Annotated in this window: 22 protein-coding genes; 11 read left to right on the top strand and 11 right to left on the bottom strand. The window is 64.5% G+C overall.

Going from position 1 to position 18,036, the window contains the following annotated elements; all coding sequences use genetic code 11:
* Positions 1 to 28 precede the first annotated feature (28 nt).
* A complete protein-coding gene (locus E3374_RS13850; protein ID WP_136689558.1) occupies positions 29 to 1,801 on the bottom strand; it encodes a helicase C-terminal domain-containing protein in 1,773 nt (590 codons plus the stop codon).
* Between the two features lie 168 nt (positions 1,802 to 1,969).
* Between E3374_RS13850 and E3374_RS13845 the strand changes: the two genes are divergently transcribed.
* Entirely contained in the window at positions 1,970 to 3,172 is a 1,203-nt protein-coding gene (locus E3374_RS13845; protein ID WP_136689557.1) for a hypothetical protein, read from the top strand.
* A gap of 37 nt (positions 3,173 to 3,209) precedes the next feature.
* Positions 3,210 to 4,085 (top strand): YkgJ family cysteine cluster protein, encoded by an 876-nt coding sequence (locus tag E3374_RS13840; protein WP_136689556.1) that lies wholly within the window; start codon positions 3,210 to 3,212, stop codon positions 4,083 to 4,085.
* Between the two features lie 52 nt (positions 4,086 to 4,137).
* On the opposite strand, the gene E3374_RS17235 is transcribed toward E3374_RS13840, so the two are convergent.
* Entirely contained in the window at positions 4,138 to 4,311 is a 174-nt protein-coding gene (locus E3374_RS17235; protein WP_248299494.1) for a DUF5786 family protein, read from the bottom strand.
* A gap of 134 nt (positions 4,312 to 4,445) precedes the next feature.
* On the opposite strand from E3374_RS17235, the gene E3374_RS13835 reads away from it, so the two are divergent.
* The gene (locus E3374_RS13835; RefSeq protein WP_136689555.1) at positions 4,446 to 4,943 is read left to right on the top strand and encodes a LabA-like NYN domain-containing protein; all 498 of its coding nucleotides are present in this window, start codon (positions 4,446 to 4,448) and stop codon (positions 4,941 to 4,943) included.
* Here E3374_RS13835 and E3374_RS13830 read toward each other — a convergent pair whose 3' ends face one another.
* Positions 4,944 to 5,123: a hypothetical protein gene (locus E3374_RS13830; RefSeq protein WP_136689554.1), complete on the bottom strand. Its 180-nt coding sequence runs from the start codon at positions 5,121 to 5,123 to the stop codon at positions 4,944 to 4,946.
* 136 nt (positions 5,124 to 5,259) lie between these two features.
* On the opposite strand from E3374_RS13830, the gene E3374_RS13825 reads away from it, so the two are divergent.
* The 5 genes from E3374_RS13825 (at position 5,260) to E3374_RS13805 (ending at position 8,719) form a co-directional block, all read left to right on the top strand.
* A complete protein-coding gene (locus tag E3374_RS13825) occupies positions 5,260 to 5,721 on the top strand; it encodes a PUA domain-containing protein (protein ID WP_136689553.1) in 462 nt (153 codons plus the stop codon).
* A gap of 201 nt (positions 5,722 to 5,922) precedes the next feature.
* Entirely contained in the window at positions 5,923 to 6,321 is a 399-nt protein-coding gene (locus E3374_RS13820; RefSeq protein ID WP_136689552.1) for a nascent polypeptide-associated complex protein, read from the top strand.
* A complete protein-coding gene (locus E3374_RS13815; protein ID WP_136689551.1) occupies positions 6,318 to 7,049 on the top strand; it encodes a 50S ribosomal protein L11 methyltransferase in 732 nt (243 codons plus the stop codon). Before E3374_RS13820 ends, E3374_RS13815 begins: the two co-directional genes overlap by 4 nt.
* 72 nt (positions 7,050 to 7,121) lie before the next feature.
* The gene (thyA, locus tag E3374_RS13810; RefSeq protein WP_136689550.1) at positions 7,122 to 8,123 is read left to right on the top strand and encodes a thymidylate synthase; all 1,002 of its coding nucleotides are present in this window, start codon (positions 7,122 to 7,124) and stop codon (positions 8,121 to 8,123) included.
* 2 nt (positions 8,124 to 8,125) lie between these two features.
* Entirely contained in the window at positions 8,126 to 8,719 is a 594-nt protein-coding gene (locus tag E3374_RS13805; RefSeq protein WP_136689549.1) for a dihydrofolate reductase, read from the top strand.
* Here the strand turns inward: E3374_RS13805 and E3374_RS13800 are convergent.
* From E3374_RS13800 to E3374_RS13785, 4 genes are all read right to left on the bottom strand, one after another.
* Positions 8,704 to 9,093: a type IV pilin N-terminal domain-containing protein gene (locus E3374_RS13800; RefSeq protein ID WP_136689548.1), complete on the bottom strand. Its 390-nt coding sequence runs from the start codon at positions 9,091 to 9,093 to the stop codon at positions 8,704 to 8,706. The two genes, E3374_RS13805 and E3374_RS13800, sit on opposite strands and share 16 nt — an antisense overlap.
* Positions 9,094 to 9,149: 56 nt before the next feature.
* Positions 9,150 to 9,773: a hypothetical protein gene (locus tag E3374_RS13795; RefSeq protein ID WP_136689547.1), complete on the bottom strand. Its 624-nt coding sequence runs from the start codon at positions 9,771 to 9,773 to the stop codon at positions 9,150 to 9,152.
* A gap of 3 nt (positions 9,774 to 9,776) precedes the next feature.
* Entirely contained in the window at positions 9,777 to 10,097 is a 321-nt protein-coding gene (locus tag E3374_RS13790; protein WP_136689546.1) for a transcription factor S, read from the bottom strand.
* Positions 10,098 to 10,167: 70 nt separating this feature from the next.
* Complete coding sequence (locus E3374_RS13785; RefSeq protein WP_136689545.1) at positions 10,168 to 11,058, bottom strand: DUF7139 domain-containing protein; 891 nt, start codon at positions 11,056 to 11,058, stop codon at positions 10,168 to 10,170.
* Between the two features lie 135 nt (positions 11,059 to 11,193).
* On the opposite strand from E3374_RS13785, the gene E3374_RS13780 reads away from it, so the two are divergent.
* A complete protein-coding gene (locus tag E3374_RS13780; RefSeq protein ID WP_136689544.1) occupies positions 11,194 to 11,481 on the top strand; it encodes a DUF5789 family protein in 288 nt (95 codons plus the stop codon).
* A 9-nt stretch (positions 11,482 to 11,490) separates the two neighbouring features.
* A complete protein-coding gene (locus E3374_RS13775; RefSeq protein WP_136689543.1) occupies positions 11,491 to 12,162 on the top strand; it encodes a CPBP family glutamic-type intramembrane protease in 672 nt (223 codons plus the stop codon).
* Positions 12,163 to 12,212: 50 nt separating this feature from the next.
* Here the strand turns inward: E3374_RS13775 and E3374_RS13770 are convergent, their stop codons facing one another.
* Together E3374_RS13770 and E3374_RS17230 are read right to left on the bottom strand one after the other, a co-directional pair.
* Positions 12,213 to 12,617, bottom strand: a complete 405-nt coding sequence (locus E3374_RS13770; RefSeq protein ID WP_136689542.1) for a DUF302 domain-containing protein — start codon at positions 12,615 to 12,617, stop codon at positions 12,213 to 12,215.
* 91 nt (positions 12,618 to 12,708) lie between these two features.
* Complete coding sequence (locus tag E3374_RS17230) at positions 12,709 to 12,849, bottom strand: hypothetical protein (protein ID WP_169051858.1); 141 nt, start codon at positions 12,847 to 12,849, stop codon at positions 12,709 to 12,711.
* A gap of 98 nt (positions 12,850 to 12,947) precedes the next feature.
* Between E3374_RS17230 and E3374_RS13765 the strand changes: the two genes are divergently transcribed.
* A complete protein-coding gene (locus E3374_RS13765) occupies positions 12,948 to 13,388 on the top strand; it encodes a DUF302 domain-containing protein (RefSeq protein WP_136689541.1) in 441 nt (146 codons plus the stop codon).
* A 46-nt stretch (positions 13,389 to 13,434) separates the two neighbouring features.
* Here the strand turns inward: E3374_RS13765 and E3374_RS13760 are convergent, their stop codons facing one another.
* Positions 13,435 to 13,650 carry a hypothetical protein gene (locus E3374_RS13760; RefSeq protein ID WP_136689540.1) on the bottom strand — a complete coding sequence of 72 codons (216 nt, stop codon included), beginning with the start codon at positions 13,648 to 13,650 and terminating at the stop codon, positions 13,435 to 13,437.
* 112 nt (positions 13,651 to 13,762) lie between these two features.
* The gene (locus tag E3374_RS13755) at positions 13,763 to 17,638 is read right to left on the bottom strand and encodes a glucodextranase DOMON-like domain-containing protein (protein ID WP_136689539.1); all 3,876 of its coding nucleotides are present in this window, start codon (positions 17,636 to 17,638) and stop codon (positions 13,763 to 13,765) included.
* Positions 17,639 to 18,036: the final 398 nt, after the last annotated feature.

The following is an 18,036-nucleotide window of genomic DNA, read 5'->3' as shown; positions in this document are numbered from 1 at the left end:
AAGGGTGTGGTCACGGGTTCGACGACGCTCACTCGGTGTCCCAGACATCTGCGACGGGATTCGAGCCAGACCGTGATCGCCGGGAGCGACGTGCGTTCGATCGTCGAGAGTGTCCCCCATTGGACCGCCCCGAACTGCGACGCGATCGGTTCTCCGACAGTCCATCCAGTGCCGCCCCGGGATCGGGATCCGGCAGGTCAGGGCGCTCCATCCGGTCGACCTGATCGGCGAACCACGCGGGCATGTCCACTCGGGCGCGCTCGAAGAGATCGAGGAGGCTCGCGTCCGCGAGGTAGGTCTCCCCGTGATCGTCGGGCGAGCGGACGATCCGGCCACAGGCCTGGATCACCGTCCGGAGGGTGCTCCGGTAGTACCACGCCCAGTCGCCGTCTTCCAGCCGGCGAGCCACGCGGGAGTCCCGAGTGTTCGGATACGGCGCCTTACAGAGCAGTTGCCACCGACAGAGGTCACCTTCGAGGTCCAGGGCTTCCTCCATCTTCACCGAGAGGAAGACCGTCGGATCGTCGCTTCGCTTCCAGGCGGACAGTTGGCCATCGCGGTCCTCGCGGTCGTGGGTTCGGACGCGCTCGCCGACACCCCACTGCTCCAGTTCCGTGGCGAGGGCCTCGGCGATCGCGTAGGAGTGACAGTGCACCAGTCCCTTCTCCTCGGGGTGGCGTGCCATGAGGGCGAGGAGCGTCTCGGCGATCTTCGGAATCGTCTTCTCGCGCTCCTCGTAGGTCATCTTTCCCTGCGTCACGTCGTACAGCGGGCGGTTCTCGACGGGGAAGGTGTGATCGAGATCGACCAGGGCGACGCGATCGGGGTCAAGGCCGGCGTTCGCACAGAACGCCTCCTTGTTGAGGATCGTCGCCGAGAGGAGCGCGAACTTGTTCCCACGATCCCAGACGGTGTGAGCGAGGAAGCGCTCGGGATTCAGCGGCTTGATCGTGGTCCGGGTTCCCTCGCCATCGGGTTGATCGACGACCCATGTCGTCGGGCTGTCGGGGTTCTGATATTCTTCACGGAACCACTGCAGGTCCGAGCGGAGTTCTTCCAGGCGGTCACGTTGGGCCGCCTCCTCAGGTTCGAGTTCCACCTGCGATCGCAGGTCAGTCAGGCGACGATCGCAGGTTCGGGCCAGTCCGGCGGCGTACTCGGCGGCGGTATCCAGGTTGTCGATTTCGGGCGGGGAACGTTCGTCCCAGACCGGGACAGTCTCGGGGGCGAGTTCGATCGCGGCGTACATCTCGGCCCACTCGCCCAGACCGTGGGCCTCGTCGATCACGACCACGTCGCGTTTGCCGAAGACGTCAGAGCCGGCCGTCTGCATGAAGTACGCGAGCGTCATCGCGGCGATGGATTGGTTGGCGGCGATCGACCGATCCGAGAAGTACGGACAGCGGTGTTTGACCTGACAGTCGAACTCCCGCTCGCGAGCGCAGGGGGCCTGCGTGACGGGCGTATCGGTCTCGCCGGAGAGGATGCACTTGTAGTTCGATTTCCCGCGGATGATCGAGAGGTCGTCGAGAAGCGGGTCGGCGGCAACGTCGTCCAGCTGGGAGACCTGGGGGGTTGTGTAGTAGGCCCCGATCGCCTCGGTGGCGCTGGCCTGACTCCCCTGGCGCGCACAGCCGGCGATCGCCCGGGCGAGGAGGGATTTGCCGCTACCTGTCGGCGCGCGAACGAGTACGACGTCGTTGCCGGCTTCGTAGGCCGCCCGAATCCGACGGAGTGCGTCCTCTTGATTACCACGGTAGGAGGGCGCGGGGAAAGCCGACTCGATGCGGGAAGGATCCACGCTCGCGGAGAGCGGATGCCGGCAGTTAACCGTACCGATCGGCTGGATCGTCTCGACCGGCCGACGGGGGTTCAGCTCATGCGACGCCCAGCCCGACTCGACAGGCGGTGATGGAACGGATCCGACGTTTCCAAAACGTTAAATTCCGTCCAGTGAGACCCGACGGCTATGGACTACCGTCGCCGGACGGTACTCCGCGGGCTCGGACTCGCCGGCGTTGGCACGGCGACGCTGACCGCTGGTTGTCTCGACGAGGGACTCTCGGGAGTTATGGGAGATGGCTACGCGGCGTGGATCCCTTCGCCTGCGGAACTGGCGACCGTCGAGCGGTTCAACCTGCTGTGGGTCGATCCCCAGTCCCTTCGTGAGACTGACGTGGTGTCTCGGCCGGTCGAGACGCACTTCACTGCGGCGATCGAACGGGCACTCGATCTGCTCGGGGTTTCCTTCGACGATCTCACTGGGGTTGCCTGGGTCGGTCACTTTGCTGTCGTCTTCGAGGGTTCGTTCCGGCCCGACCGGATCGCCGACCGATTCGACGATGCTGACTTCCGCTCGATCGGCTCCCACGGAGCGTATACCCTGTACGCCGACAGGGAGACCCTCGTCGCCGTCTCGGACGAGGCGATCGTGTTCGGGCCGTGGGCCGGCGATGGGACGGCCGGGGTGGTCGAGGCTGTCGTCGACGCGCGGGACGGCAACCGGGAACGATACGCGGCGGCCGACGCCACGTTCGCTGACCTGACGGAGGCACTCGGCGGCGGCGACGTCGTTGTCGCCCGGACAGGGGCCGACGTGCCCCCGATCGAGCGCGTCGAGGCGATCGGCGCCACCTGGCGGTTCGACGAGGGGGCGGCGAAGGTCGCCTTCGCATTCGTCTTCCCGGCGGGAGCGACCGTCCGGACGGACCCGATCGCGGAACTGATTCACGGGGACGAGTGGGCCGCCTTCGAGGACCTCGACGTCGGTCGCCGGGGGCGGGTCGGGATCGTGACTGCAACGGTACCGACGCTCTCAGACGAGACCTTCACCCCCATCGAGAGTATCGAGGAGGCAGCCGAAACGCGGCCGACCGCGACGTTCGAAGCCACCTACGGGAGCGAACGACGGACTGCGACGATCATCCACGCCGCCGGGGACGCGATCCCACGGAGTCGACTCCTCCTCCAGGGCGAGGGGTTCCGTCCGGATCCGAACGTGGATCAGGACGAGCCGGGCCGGTGGGCAGAGGATCCGTCCGGGCTGTCGACGGCGGTCGAACCGGGTGATAGTATCACCGTCGGGATCTATCCCGGGGCGACCATCGAGTTACGCTACCGGCCGATCGGTCGGGGCGAGGTCGAGACGCTCCGGACCTTCGAGGTGGCGTAGCCCTACCGTTTTTGGTCCGTGTGGCCGTTCGACACGTATGGACGTCAATTGTGAGGGGTGTGCGGGCTGTTGTCTCGACTGGCGTCCGCTGGCCGACGGGGTGTTGAATCACGAACGCCAGGGGCCCAGGGAACCGCTTGACGACACGTACAACCTCGCTCTCCTCCGGCGTGACGAGGTCCGGGCGTTCGTCGAGGCTGGCCTGGCCGACGCCCTCGTCCCGCGGCTGTGGACTGCAGGCGACGACGGCGTCACCGTCGACGGGATCGACCTCGCGTCGATCGCGGGGCGGCCGGCCTTCGGCGTCGGTCTCCGAAAGGTTCCCAAGCCCGTCGCTCCGTTCGACCACGAACCGTCCTGGCTGTCCACGTGTGTCTTCCTCGATCCCAGCACGCTGCAGTGTCGCATCCACGACGACGAGTTGTATCCGGAGACGTGTCGGACGTATCCGGGCACGAATCTGCTACTCGATGTCGAAACCGAATGTGAGCGCGTCGAGCGCGAATACAGCGGCTGGCGGTTACTCGACGACGACCCACCTGCGGACACCGAACCGCTGTTCGATCCGGGCGCCCTCGGGACCGCTGTTTTCGCCCACCCTGATCCCGGTCGGATCGCGGACGCCGTCGAGAGACTTTCTGAAGGGGAATCAACCCGCAAGGACCGCGCGGAGTTCGTCGCTATCGCCGCGGCCGCCAGTCCCGGAACGGTGGCGATCGCGGACGAGTATTACGAGCGAACGCTGGAACGCGCACTCGACGCCGGATCGTGGGTCGGCGCGGCCATCGAGAAGTGGGAGTCCCTGGAAAGGAACGGGGAGGCGGACCCGTCGCTTGCCACGTCCGTAGAGGGGGAGCGCGGCGCACCGCCGACTCCGGGATGGGAGTCGGTCGGGTCCGATCACCGGGACTGATCGGCCGTGTACCTACCGGGGCATGGGCGTCCGGCAGAACAATCACCGTGGCTCAATCGGACTGGATCTCTTTGAATGTCTCCAGCAGATCCTCGGTGGAGTCGTCGCCTTCGAAATCGACGCTGCCGTGATAGGTCGATCGGTCGTCGTCGAAACTCGCGTCGACCGAACTGTTCTTGCGTTCACGGCGTTCGTGCTCCGCTTCGTCATAGGCGCCCATCGACATGGTATAACACACCCAATGTTCACTATATATCCCTATCAATGTAACGGTTGCCCACGGCACTGAATCACACGCACGGTGTCGCGTCTCTCGGCCAGCCACAAACGCTTTCCTCGTGCCGGCCCGACTCACGGCAAATGACGGACGTTCATCCGGGCCAGCGGATCGCAGTGCTGGCCGACTCCCAGAACCTCTATCACACCGCCCAGAGCATCTATCAGCGCAACATCGATTACGAGGCGTTGCTCTCGGCCGCGGTCGACGACCGGCAGCTGACGCGGGCGATCGCCTACGTGATTCGGGCCGACGCCGACGACGAGGAACGGTTCTTCGAGGCGCTGGTCGACATCGGTTTCGAGACGAAACTGAAGGACATCAAGACCTTCGCCGACGGGTCGAAGAAAGCCGACTGGGACGTCGGAATGAGCCTTGATGCCGTCTCGCTGGCCCCCCACGTCGACACGATCGCGCTGTGTACCGGCGACGGTGACTTCTCCCGGTTGGTCTCACACGTCAGACACGAGGGCGTCAAAGTAGAGGTCTACGCGTTCGGCGAATCCACCTCGGAAGAACTGATCGACCGCGCCGAGTCGTTCACCGATCTGAGCGAGGACACCGATCGGTTCCTGTTGTGACTACACCGGCCGGCCTTCGCCGGACGTGCCCACGAGAAGTGCGCCGGCGGCCAGTCCGAGGGCGGCGACGCTCCCGGCGACGATCGGCAGGACTTCCGTGACGCCCCCGGCGAGGATGATGACGCTCGAAACGAGCAGCAACGCGAACCCCGCGAGTCGTTTCGTCGAATTCGTTGTCATACCTCCTCGTACTGCGGCCGCGTCCATAAATCGCCCAGTACCCCCTCCCGATTGCCGTCGTCAGCCATCTTCGATCGGACGGGTTTCGCCCGCTGAATGCCAGCGGTTATGTCTCTCGGCCGGCAAACGGGAAGCAATGGACGAATGGCGTCGCCTCGAACGGATCGGGACCTACCAGTTCGGCGCCGGTGCCGGTCCGGCGTTGTTCGCCGACCCCGAAGAGTTGTCGATCACACGATCGAAGTCAGGTCGTCCGCGACAGGTTCACGGCCCCGACGGACGGATCGTCACGTTCGGACAGGACGGCCGGTTCACGCTCGGACTCGCCGGCGGTCGGCGGCTTCAGGCCGCGCTGTCGCCGCCGGGTTATCGGGTCGTCGTCGGCGAGGAGAGCGATCCGTTCGTCCGGGACGGGCGCAACGCCTTTGCGAAGTTTGTTCGCGACGCCGATCCGTCGATCCGCGAGGGCGACGAGGTGGTGATTGTCCGTGAGGACGACACGCTGCTTGGCGTCGGGCGAGCGGAACTTCCGGCGAGCGCGATGGCGGATTTCGGAACCGGGATGGCCGTGGCGGTCCGTGAAGGGGCTAAAGTGTAGACACGAGGGGCAGGTGACGGACGAACCGTCGTCAATACGTCGCCTTCTTCGCCGTACCCTCGCCGACCAAGGACCATGTGACGGACGAACCGTCGTCGATACGTCGCCAGGCAGACGAACTATCGTCAGTACGTCGCCAGGCGGACGAACCGTCGTCAGTACGTCGCCAGGCTTTTTATTGCGCGTTGCCCACGGAGGGATATGTTTGGAGGAGGCGGCGGCGGACTCAATCCGCGGAAAATGAAGCAGATGATGGAACAGATGGGGATCGACCTAGAGGACATCGACGCCGAGGAGGTCGTCATCAAAACCCCCGAGGAAGAACTTGTCTTCGACGACGCCGAGGTCCAGCGCATGGACGCTCAGGGGCAACAGACCTACCAGATCGTCGGCGAACCTGCAACCCGCGAGCGGGGTGGGGACGGCGACGGTGAAAGTGACGCCGGGGGCGACGCCGAGTCGAGTGCTGCGGACGCGGAGATCCCACAGGCGGACGTCGACATCGTCGCCCAGCGCGCGGGCGTCGACGAGGAGACCGCCCGCCAAGCCCTCGAAGAGACTGACGGCGACCTCGCCGCCGCGGTCGCCAGCCTCGAGTGAGCGTCCTGCTCGTCGGGGAGGGCCGAGAGTACCTTCGCGAACGCGGCGAAACCCTGGAGACCGATCTGGGTGTTCTGGAAGTGCCCGAGGATGCCCAGCCGGGGGACACGCTGGAGACCCATCTCGGCACCGCCTTCGAGGTGCGAGCGCTGCGTGGTCCGGACCTCTTCGAGCACTTCGAGCGCACCGGCGCGCCGATGATGCCCCGTGATGTGGGCCTGATCGTCGGCCACACCGGCGTCGCCGACGGCGATCGGCTCCTCGACGTGGGGACGGGGACGGGTGTCCTCGCCGCGTACGTGGGGCGGATGGGTGCGTCGGTCGTGACCTACGAACAGGACGACGACTTCGCCGATGTCGCCCGGGAGAACATGGCGCTCGCGGGTGTCTCCGAGGCCGTCGACGTCCGGACCGGCGACGCGACCGAGCACGCCGAGGAACTCCGTGACGAGGACCCCTTCGACGTGCTGACGCTGGATACCGCCGACGCGGCCGCACTGGTCGAGCACGCGCCCGATCTGCTCGCTGATGGCGGTTTTCTCGCCGTCTACTCGCCGTTCGTCGAGAGTTCGAAGGCAGTTGTCGAGACGGCACGCGAGGTCGGGCTCTCGGAGATCGAGACCCTCGAGACCATCCAGCGCGAGATGGACTTCGACGACCGCGGGTCGCGCCCCTCGACTGCGGGCGTGGGTCACACCGGGTATCTGACGTTCGCTCGGTTGGTCTAGAAATTCTCTCGTGTCGAACCATCGACGACCGGTTCGATACGATTTAACGCCCGGAGAGTGTGGATACCTCAAATGCAGCAGTATCTCGATCTCGTCGAACACGTCCTCGCGGAGGGAACGTACAAGCCCAACCGGACTGGCGTCGACACGCTCGCGGCCTTCGGCTACGATTACGAGGTCGACTTACAGGATGGCTATCCCCTGCTCACGACCAAGCAGCTGGACGGCTTTCGCTGGAACTCGATGATTCACGAGGTGTTGTGGTACCTCTCCGGCGAGGAACACATCCGGAATCTTCGGGAAGAGACGGGGATCTGGGACGACTGGGCCGACGAGGAGGGGCACCTCGACACCGCCTACGGGCGGTTCTGGCGACGCTATCCTATCCCCGAGGACGACGACCGCCTGCCCGGCGAGTCCTGGCCCGAGGCTGACCACCGATGGGTCAACGACGAGGGGACCTTCGACCAGATCCAGTACGTCATGGATCAACTGCGGGAGAACCCTCAGTCTCGGCGACTCGTCGTCAACGCCTGGCACCCCGCCAACGCGGCCGTAAGCACGCTCCCGCCGTGTCACTACACCTTCGTGTTCAACGTCCAGGGCGAGAAGCTGAATGTCCACCTCACCCAGCGTTCGGGTGACGTGGCACTGGGCATCCCCTTCAACATCGCGGCCTACTCGCTGCTGGCCCACGTCGTTGCCGACCGGACAGGCTTGGAGGTAGGTCGGTTCTCCCACACGGTCGTCGATGCCCACGTCTACTGCGGTGAGGGCGAGCGCGGCGAGTGGTACCGCGACAACCGTGGGGAACTCCGCGAACGTGTCCGGGCGGTCGAGGATCGCAGCGAATATCCTGACGTCAAAGACTGGATCGAAGCGGAGGCTCCACCGGAGCCCGACGCACAGAACGCCGATCACGTGCCCAACCTGCTCGAACAATTGTCCCGTGAGCCTCGCGAGCGGCCGACGATCGACGTGGCCGAGAAACCGCTCGATGACCTCGAATTCGAGGACATCCAGCTTCGGGACTACGAGTCGGCGTCCGGACTGGACTTTTCGGTCGCTGAGTGACCATGGCGGACCACGGGAGTGCGGATAACGCGGCACGCGACCCCGATGGCCCGATGATCGTCCTGCTGGCCGCCGTCGCCGAGAACGGTGTCATCGGCAGCGATGGCGAGATCCCGTGGTACTATCCCGCGGATCTGGCCCACTTCAAGGAGACGACGATGGGCCACCCCGTGATCATGGGTCGGCGAACCTACGAGTCCATCGCCGAGCGCCTGGACGGGCCGCTGCCCGGGCGGACGAACGTCGTCCTCTCGCGGTCTGGATTTATGCCGGCCGAGAGCGGGGACGACGGAGCAGGAGAGGGTGAGACGAGCGTCGTCGTCGCCGGAGGTGTCGAAGGGGCGATCGAAGCCGCCGCCGAGACGGGATCGGACGTGGCTTACGTTGCCGGCGGCGCGACTGTTTACGAGCAGTTTCTCCCGCTGGCCGCCCGGATGATTATCACCGAAGTCCCGGAGACGCCCGAGGGTGACACGCGTTTCCCCGAGTGGAATCGGGACGTCTGGACGGTCATCGATCGACGGGAGATCGATGAACTGGCGTTCGTGACTTACGAACGGACGGAAGCCGGCCGAGCGGATCAGGGCACGTCGTAGGTTGCGAGGACTACCTCCGCGCCACTGGCCGGCGACTCCCAGAGGACCTGGACCGTGTCGCCGCTCTCGAGCCTCGAGACGGTGATCGACTCGCCAGCAGTGATCCCCTCCCCCGGCCACTCACTGACGGTCCCCGGACTTCTCACTTCGATCTCCGACCGGGGAACCATCTCCCCGCCGGTGTGGGTGATCGTGACTGTTCCCGATCCGTCGCTCTCGAATTCGAACATCGCCTGCGGTGGTGCCGTCGCGTCGCTCCCGGAGGAACCGAAACCCAGCACGAACGAGCCAAAGACGGCACCGAAGAGCAACAGGATGATCTCGAACAGGGAGATCATCCCGCGCCTGCTCGGTGACCGAACTGACAGTCCCATACCGGCAGATACTGACAAACGAACTATTAGTACTGGCGATCCAGGACGGCTTCCACTCAGTACTCGACGCCCCGGATCAGCGAGCGTAATTCCTCCCGACTCGCGTCCGGTTCGTAGACGATATTCGGAACGTCCAGCATGTCGGCCAGCCCCACCGCCGGATACAGGCCACCGGCGAGCAACATCGCCCCGTCGTGCCAGCTGGCAATCCACCCCTCCATTGGAACCTCACGTTCGTCGCCACCTGTTTCTACTGGTAGCACCGCGTCGTAGCGCGTGAGTTTCGCCCGGGTTCCCGAGGCGACTTCGAAGCGCTCGTCCTCGCCTTCTTCGACGTCGACGAGCCCCTCCTCTCGGAGCTGCTCGGCGAATTCCTCGCGTGCGGCGGCCCGGACTTTCGGGAGTGCCATCGCGGGTCCGAATACAGGGGGCAACGGCGGGGTGAACGAGAGTTGTGTCGCGTAGAAGAGTCGCCAGAGGTGATCCGGCCCGCCGGCCTCCCGGATGTCGGCCCGCAGGGCGTCGTCCTCGTAGCGACGTTCGAACGCGCGGACGGTGAACCCGGCCACCTCGGCGCGGACCTCCTGTCGCCGATCGCGCAACGTCCAGCCTCCCGCGGCCAGGTCGTCCCGGGGGACTGCCGGGTACTGCTCGTCGCTATCGTCGCTGTCCTCGGCCACGGGTCAGTGGTCGTCCTCGCGCCACTTGTGGTCGCACTCGGTGCAGGTGAAAAAGCGGGTTTCGGACTCGTCGGCGGCGCGGATCTGCTTCATCTCCCAGAACGCGCGGTCGTTGCCACACTCCGGACAGTGGGCTTCTGTCGTCGGGCGGGCGTCCTCCTCGCTCTCGCTCAAGTCGACAATCTCACCCTCTTCTTGACCCTGTGTGGTAACCATCCCACCTTCGGTGGCCTCCTCACGTGGTTTCTCGGCGCCGCAACTCCCACAGACCCACAGATCGCCCTCGGTCTTCATCATCGAACCGCACTCGTCACAGAATTCCATGTCGGGCGTATGCCAAGGGGTGAACTTAAACGCCCGGGTTTGGGCCATCGGGGGCGCGAGCGCAACAGGTTCACTGCGTCCGATCGTCGCCGGTGGCCGACCAGTCCGAACAGGCGTCCATGTCGTCCATGTATCGTCCGTGAAAGTCACAGTAGGGTTCGATAGCGTCCTCGTCGACGCGGACGTAATGGAAGTGCTCGCAGTTGCCGCAATAGCGGTCCGGAGTGGCCCGTTTTCGAGCTGCTTCGAGGACCTCAGCCCCGTCATCGGCTGCGTCGACGGCCGCGGAACCCCCGTCGCTGACCGTCCGCGTGGTTGAGGAGTCGTCACCGTTCGTCTCTGTATTGCCCGTCTGGGTCGGGACCTCGCCGTCAGGATCGGTTCCGAACAGGCCGACCCCGCCCACGCCGCCGAAACTGCCTGTCCCGCCGAGGCCGCCGGCGTCCCGGACCAGTTTGATCCGTCCCTCTTCGGTGATCCGCATCTCGGCGGTCCCGCCGGGGGACTTGCGGGTTTTGAATGTGGCGACGGCGACGAACAGACACCAGCCGGTCGTGACTGCGCCGGCGAAGTACGCACCCAGCGTCAGCAGTGCGACCAACGGGTCGGCGGCCGGCGCACCGGGCCACTGGGTCGGATAGGCGTGCGTGAACAGGGCGACAGCGAAAACGCACAGACTGGCGCCGATGGCGGCGGCCGCTCGGGTCACCCGACTGGTCGGAAGGACGGCGAAGACCCCCACGAACACCGCGGGTAGGCCGAGTCCTGCGAGGACGCCCGCCCACTCCCTGGCGCCGTAGGTCCCCAGGCCGAGCCTGGAGCCGACGTGGGTCGTCGCCAGGACCACCCCCGCCGCGGTCAGGCCGGCACCGAGCGCGAACAGGGCCGCCCCAACGAACACCCGCCGTCGGCTCGCCACGGCCCCCACGCGGCGCCGATAGACGTCTGTCAGGCTGGTCATGCGGAGCGCTAACGCGGGCACACACAAAACTGTGCGTCAGACAGTCGTCTTGCAGTCGGTCGGATCCGAGCAGGTTCCGGTGGGTTGGCCTCCGCGTCCGAAAACACTAATCGCCGAGGCGGTCAAACGCCGGGCATGGCAGACGAAGACGCGGACGAGGCGGACGAACCGGCGGTCGAACTTGGTGAGCGGGAGTCGGTCGAGGGTGTCCCGCTGGCGCGGGTGTCTTCGCGACTCACCTACGGCATCGAGAAGAGCACTGTCCGGCGTCGCGAGGGCGATACGGAGATTCGGACGCCCGACGGCCCGACGCCGCTTTCCGACGTTCTCGATTCCGTCGAGGAGACGTATTTCGAGCGCCGGCAGGCCTTCGAGGAGGCGGTCCGGGCGGTCGTGGGGTCCGGGCCGGTCCCCACCGAGTGACTGTCGGCCATGGTATCGCTGGGGACAGGCTCGATCGACCGGCGATGGTTCGTCCGCGTCGCCGCCGTCGGGACGATCGCCGTCGTCCTGTGGGGACGGGTATCTGTCGGGTCCGTCGACAGTCGCGTGATCCGGGACGTCACGTTCCTGCTCGTCCTCCCGCTCGCGTTCGGCCTCGCTCACGGGCGTCGACTGGGCTGGCGGGTCGACCGACGGGCGATCCGCAACACGGTCCTGCTTTCGGCGTTCGTCCTGCCGTTCTATCTCGTGGGTTCGTGTTTGCCCCAGATCCGGGCGTACTATCCGATGTTTTCGACGAGTGCCGAGCTTTCCGTCTTCGTCCCCCACGCCGGCAAACAGTTCCTCGTCGCACTCGCAAACGAGACATACTATCGCGGACTGCTCTGTGTCGGTGTTCGGCAACTCGGCGTCAAAGCGGTGTTCGTCAGCCCGCTCGTCTACGCGTTCAATCACGTCGGCAAACCGCCGATCGAGATGTTCCTGTCCGGGCCAACTGACGTTCTCTTCGGTGCCGTTGACTACCACAGCCGTTCGATCCTGCCGTCCGTCGTCGCTCACGGCTGCGGACTGGTGTTGCTCGACTGGCTCGTCCTTCACGACCCACTGCTCGCGCCGAGTACCGTCCAGGACTGGCTGTCGTTGTTCCCACTCCCGATCTGACGACGGAGTTACGGAACACGTGACGTGTGGTCGTCGACACGATACTGTCCCTAAGCTGGCGTCGCACCCGGAACCGCATCCATCGCGGCCGTCAGTCCAGCCCGGGCCTCCTCGACGATCGGTTCGAGGTTCTCGTTGTCCGCGAGAGCCAACATCTCCGCCGGATCGACGACGCTGACGCCCGTCCCGTCGCCGTCCTCGTAGACGACCACGTTACAGGGCAACAGCGCGCCGAGTTCGTACTCCACGTCCAGGGCGTCGAAGGCGAGCGACGGATTGCACGCCCCCAGGATGCGATACTGGTCGAATTCCTCGTCGAGTTTCGCGTCGAACGCCGCCTGCATGTCGATGTCTGCAAGCACGCCGAACCCTTCCTCGGCCAGCGCGTCGGTCACGGCCTCGATCGTCTCCTCGAACGTCGCGTCGACTCGATATTGGTTCGTATAGGTTGCCATCGTGAAATCAAGGGCTCCTGACGGGGTAACAGTTTGTTCCCTCACAACTATTGCTCGTTATTGGGTTTATAGAACAATACCATGTCGCCCGTCAGCTCAGCAATCGGCGCAGTCGGCGGATGGGACCGAGTTCGCGGAGCGCGACCCAGAGAGCCGCCACGATCACGAGCGCGATCGGCCAGTGTTCGACCGCCGAGTCGACTGCGAGGGCGGGATCGAGGGCGAACGCCATACGTGCGGATCCGACGGCGATCACGTCAGTCTTTCGTCGTTCCGGTAGCACTCCCGGCTACACGTACTCTTTTCTCTCGCTCACCCGTGGCTGAGCACATGACGCTCCCGATCGATCCGACCGAACTCGACGCCGAAGACATCGGCGAAAAGCGCGCGACCCTCGACATGGATCACGAGGCGGCTGTCGAACACGTCCGCGAGACGTTCGTCGACGCCGGTTTCGGTATCGCGACCGAGTTCTCCCCGTCGGAGTTGCTCAACGAGAAGATCGACGCCGACCGCGACCCCTATTACGTCCTGGGGGCGTGCAACCCGGCCGTCGCCGACCGGGCGCTCGACGCCACTGACGGCCGGCTCGGCGGGCTGTTCCCCTGCAACGTCGTGATCCGCGAGGTCGAACCGGGCCGCCAGGAGGTCTATCACGTCTCGATCATGCGGATCGCCCGGCTTGTCGGGATGGCTCCCGACGACGAGACCATGGCCGAGATCATCGCCGACACCGGCGAGTACGTCGAGGAAGCCTACTCGAACCTGTAGGGCTTCTCTCGGTCGGCCCTCGCCGTCTGTGACCGACCCGTATGGATCAGGCCGAGAACCCGTCGGGTTCGTTCTCGGCGTTTTCGACGGCTTTACCGAGGATGTACGGCGTCACGATCGCGTCCAGCAGTGCGACGCCCAGGACGACCCAGCGGATCGTTCCTTCGAGGAAGAAAATCGCGACGAACGCCACGACGACGGCGCCCGAGAGGCCGATCAGTCCACGCACGCGACGATCACGGAGGGGGTTCTCGTCGGTCATGAGCGAGTGAACGAGTGCCCTGTATTGTAAAACCCGGTATTCCGGCGAGCCAGCGACTTGTCCGGGGTCACTGGAAAGTTATAAATTGTTGATGGATACTTGCAGTTCGGATCTAGCCGGTCGGATTGTACCGTCCCCAGTCAGCGAGGGGGATCTCGGCCATCTCGTCTTTCGAGTACGCGAGCGCCTCCGACTGATCGGTCCCTGTGGGCGGGATCATGTCCAGGACGTGCGGTGCGTTGTCGACCGGTTGGCCGTCGGTGCCGATGACGTGGCTGTCCGGTTTCTCCGCGTAGTCGGTTCGGACGCCACCCGTCCCGTAGCCGTCGAATGACGTGACCAGCGACGCGATCTGCTTGCCCTCCGGTGACCCATCGATGGCCTCCATCGGGACGTCAAAGGAGATAGCTGTCCCCTCGACGGCGACGTTCACGTCGGTCGAGACGACATCGCCGGCACCGTTCTCGACCTGCTTGAGTCCCTGTCCGTGCACTGCGATACGGTAGTGATATGGCTCCACGAACTCGGCGTTAATTCCCTTGCGGGCGACTGTCGCGGTCGGAGCGTCTACACCGGCATCCGGATCACGGATGTACACCTGCATGTGCTGGTGTGAGAAGCCGCCGTCGAGACGCCAGGGGTTCTGTACCTCGGTCGCGAAGTTGTACGTGAACTCGACCCGCGAGCGGCTCTCGGCGATTTCGACGCTCGTGATGTCCCAGGGGTTGTCATCGTAGCTGTCTGCAGTCGGGTGCTGGTAGTTCCCTGGACCGTGGTCGTCCCCGTCCGCATCCTCAGCTAACCCGAGTGGTTCGAACTCCGGCGTTAGCGACGTGTAGGGGAGCGTCGGCGTCTCCACTTCGGAATAGGAGAGAACGTCCGCCTGATCGACCGGCTCCGGCGTGACCATGTCGATGACGGCGGGTACCTCCTCAGCCGGGTCGGCCCCACCGAAGGCGTCCGAGCTTGCCTCGGCCTGGACCGGCATCACGCCGCCGTCTGCGTCGGGATGGTATCCGAGCATGAGCGGCGCCACGCAGTACGACCGGATCCCCGCGCTGAGTACCGACGTGGGTATCTCGACGACGATCCCGTCGGTGACTTTGTTGGTCGTGATCGACCCCTCGGCCACGACGTTCCCTTCGTGATCCTCGACGCGAGCACCGTTCTCGCCGTCGGCGATCAGGCGATACTGGTAGGGCTTCTCGAAGATGACGTTCGTTCCGGTTCGACCATCGGTCGTACCCGCGTCGGCGTTGGGATCACGGATGTAGACCTGCAGGTGCTGGGCGGTGATACCACCGTCGTATCCGTCGGGGTTCGACAGATTCCCGTCGAGTGTGACCCGGAACTGCACGGCGTTGGTGGTCGTGTGGACCGTCAGTTCCGAGACGTCGAACACACCGTCCGTGTAGGCGTCGCCGGTCGGATACGTGTAGCTCCCAGGTCCGTTGTCGTCACCCGTTGGGTCGTCGATCTGGACGATCTGCTCGCCGACGCTGAACAGGGTGTCGGTCTCGACGACTGCCAGCGTATCGAACGCGACGCTGACTGCCGGCCCCCCGGAGTCGACGCCGATGTCCTCGCCGGTGAACAGGTCCGTCGTTTCGGTGCCCGGTAATAGATCGACCTGTGCCGTGCCGGGGTCGAAGTGGTGCATGACGACCACGTTCTTCCGGCCGTCGTCTGTCTCCATCGACCGGCCGAACACCAGCACGCTGTCGTCGGACCGGAACCAGGTCTTCCGGAGACCGGCCGACGGCTTCAGAATCTCCGTCTCCTTGTAGAATTGGGTTACGTCCTGATAGAACTGGAGGTGGTCTTCGACCTCGTCGTTCGTCTCCCAGTTCATGAACGCGCGGGCGGGATTGCCCGGGCCGACGTCACCGTCGTCGGTCCGGTAATCCTCGCCGGAGTCGTCGTAGTCGTAGCGTTCTTCGCCGTATTTGCTGAGGAGCCGCTCCTGGCCGTAATAGATGAAGGGGACGCCGGTGAGCGTGACGCCGGCCGACCAGACCGCACGCTGGGCCTTGGCCGGATCCTCACGGGAGCCGCTGAGTGCCTCGTCGAGTAGACGGTACTCGTCGTGATTCTCAGTGGCGTTGAGAATCAGCGCATGGTCGGGCCATCCCTCGTTTTTGCGCCTGTGGACGGCGTTGTACAGCTCCATCGGGTCGGCACCGTTGACGACCCCGTAGCCGGCACTCGTCATGAAGTCAGCCGAGTCGAAGTGCAGATCGAACTCGTTCTCGGCGAAGTTCGGATCGTTCGGGATGGTTTCGTCGAGCAGCATGAACTCGGGGTCGATGTCCCGAACGCGTTCCCGCACCTCTTTCCAGAAGCTGTGTGGGACTCCATAGGCGATATCACAGCGGAACGCGTCGACCCCCATTTCCGCCCAGTGTTCCGCTGCCGCGAGGATGTGCTCGCGCAGCGCGACGTTGCCGTAGTTCCACTGGGGCATCACGCGGAGGCCAGCGAAGCCACTCGTTGATGGGGCTGCATCGATGACTTCGCCCTCGTTCTTGATCGCACTCTCCGTGCGAGTGAACCAGTCGAAGTACTTCGAGTCCGTGTTGTTCTTTTCGATCCCTCTGTAAGTCCATCCTTCCGGACGCGAATCGGTCTTTTCGGCGATCGTGTCCTGGAAGAGGGGATGGTGGCGACCGCCGTGGTTGATCACGAAGTCGATACAGACTCGGATGTCCCGCTCGTGGGCAGCATCCATGAAACTCTGGAACTCCGCCATCGCGCTCTCGCGGGCCGCCTCGCGGAGGTTGTCATCCGGATCGTACCCCGTTTCCCACGGCCAGGGTTCATCCTTGTAGTCCTCGACGGAGTACTCCGACGTCAGGTCTTCGGCCGTCTGGAAGTACGAGAGGGCGTCGTACCCGTGCGGGCCGCCACCGACGTACTTCAAGCGGTTGTCCGGGCCATCCCACTCGTCCGCGTTCTGTGGCTTCCAGTTCGCACTTTCGGAGGGAACCGTCGGACAGAACCAGATTACGTCGACGTTCAACTCCTCGATATAGTCGAGCTTCTCCTCGAAGGTGGCGAAGTTGGCGTTGGAGTTCTGGAGCGGCCACTCGCTTTCTTCCGGGGGTCCGCCGAACGACCGCGGGAAGATCTGGTAGATGATCCCGTTCTCGATCCACTCCGGCGGTCGATTGGGATATTCGACGACCTCGTTGGCGGGATCGAGCGTGACGGTGTCGGTGTAGCCGTGGGCGTTCGTGTCCCACGGCGCCGCATGAACGCGTCCGGTCTCGCCGCCGAGTGCGCTCTTGGGGATTCTGGCCGTCCAGGAATCTATCCCGTCGCCGACGACGATATCTCCCGTCGAGAGGGCGTCACGGCCGTCCGCGAGCCATTCGACGATTAGGTCACTCTCGGCCATCTTGCTTTTGGGGGCCAGCCTGGGATTCGATTCGAGGACGAACTCGTCGGTTTCGTTGTCGTAGTGGCCGTCGATGGAGATACGAGGCGGACTGCCCGCATCACCGTGTTCGGGGAAGATGTACAGCAGTTGCTCGTGGATGCCGTCGGGGGCGTCCAGTTCGAGGACGTACGTTCCAGGGACGTCCGGTGCGAACTCGACGACGTTGTCCTGTCCGGGGTCGTACTGTGGCCGGCCGTCGTCGTCCGGACGATATTCCAGGGCTGCCGTGCTGTCCTCGGGTGTCTCGACGAGCGACCAGGAGAAATCCTCGACACTGTAGTTGTCGGGATCCCGTTCCGCGTCGCCGACGATCCGCGGCGCGAAGTTGTCACGGTCCTTCCCGCCAGCGTGATCCTCGTCGAAGTCGGTGTCCCACCGATCGTAGAACGTCACACCGACGCGTCCGAACCGCGGTGGGCCGGGGTGGTGGGTATCGTCCTCGGTTGCACTCGATAGTCGACGGGCTTTCGTACGACCACTCGCCTGCCTGGCCGCAACCGAGAGTGTGCTGATTCCTGTAAGTCCTGTGAGATACTCTCTTCGTTTCATGAATTATCCGGTCACGATTGGCTGACTCGACAGCAACCGTTTGACCGCTCACGACCGCTATCTGTCCTCCCCGATAGTCTGTTCGCCAGGATCGTCCGCGGAATTGTTGCCATCGAATCACTCCAATCGCACATTCAGAATTGATTCTGATACATGTAAAAGATTGTGTCTTTTCTACGGACGACACGAACGCCCTGATGTATCCGGAAACCGCAAATTTTGGGGATCGCAGGAGAGCAAAAACTCTCTCGAACACCTTCGTACGCTCGCTTACGCAACCTCGCCCTGTTCGGCGGGTCACTGTGTTCCCCGCCTCACCTCGAGGCGGAGTTCACTCCGTTCACTCCGCCTCGCCTTTCTCCACGGCTCCCTGTCGGTCGCCGTTCCGATTCGAGGCG

Source organism: Halorhabdus amylolytica (assembly GCF_004944975.1).
GTDB classification, from domain to species: Archaea; Halobacteriota; Halobacteria; order Halobacteriales; family Haloarculaceae; genus Halorhabdus; species Halorhabdus amylolytica.
Note: the sequence above shows the minus strand (reverse complement) of the source record. Positions and strands in the feature narration are given on the sequence as shown.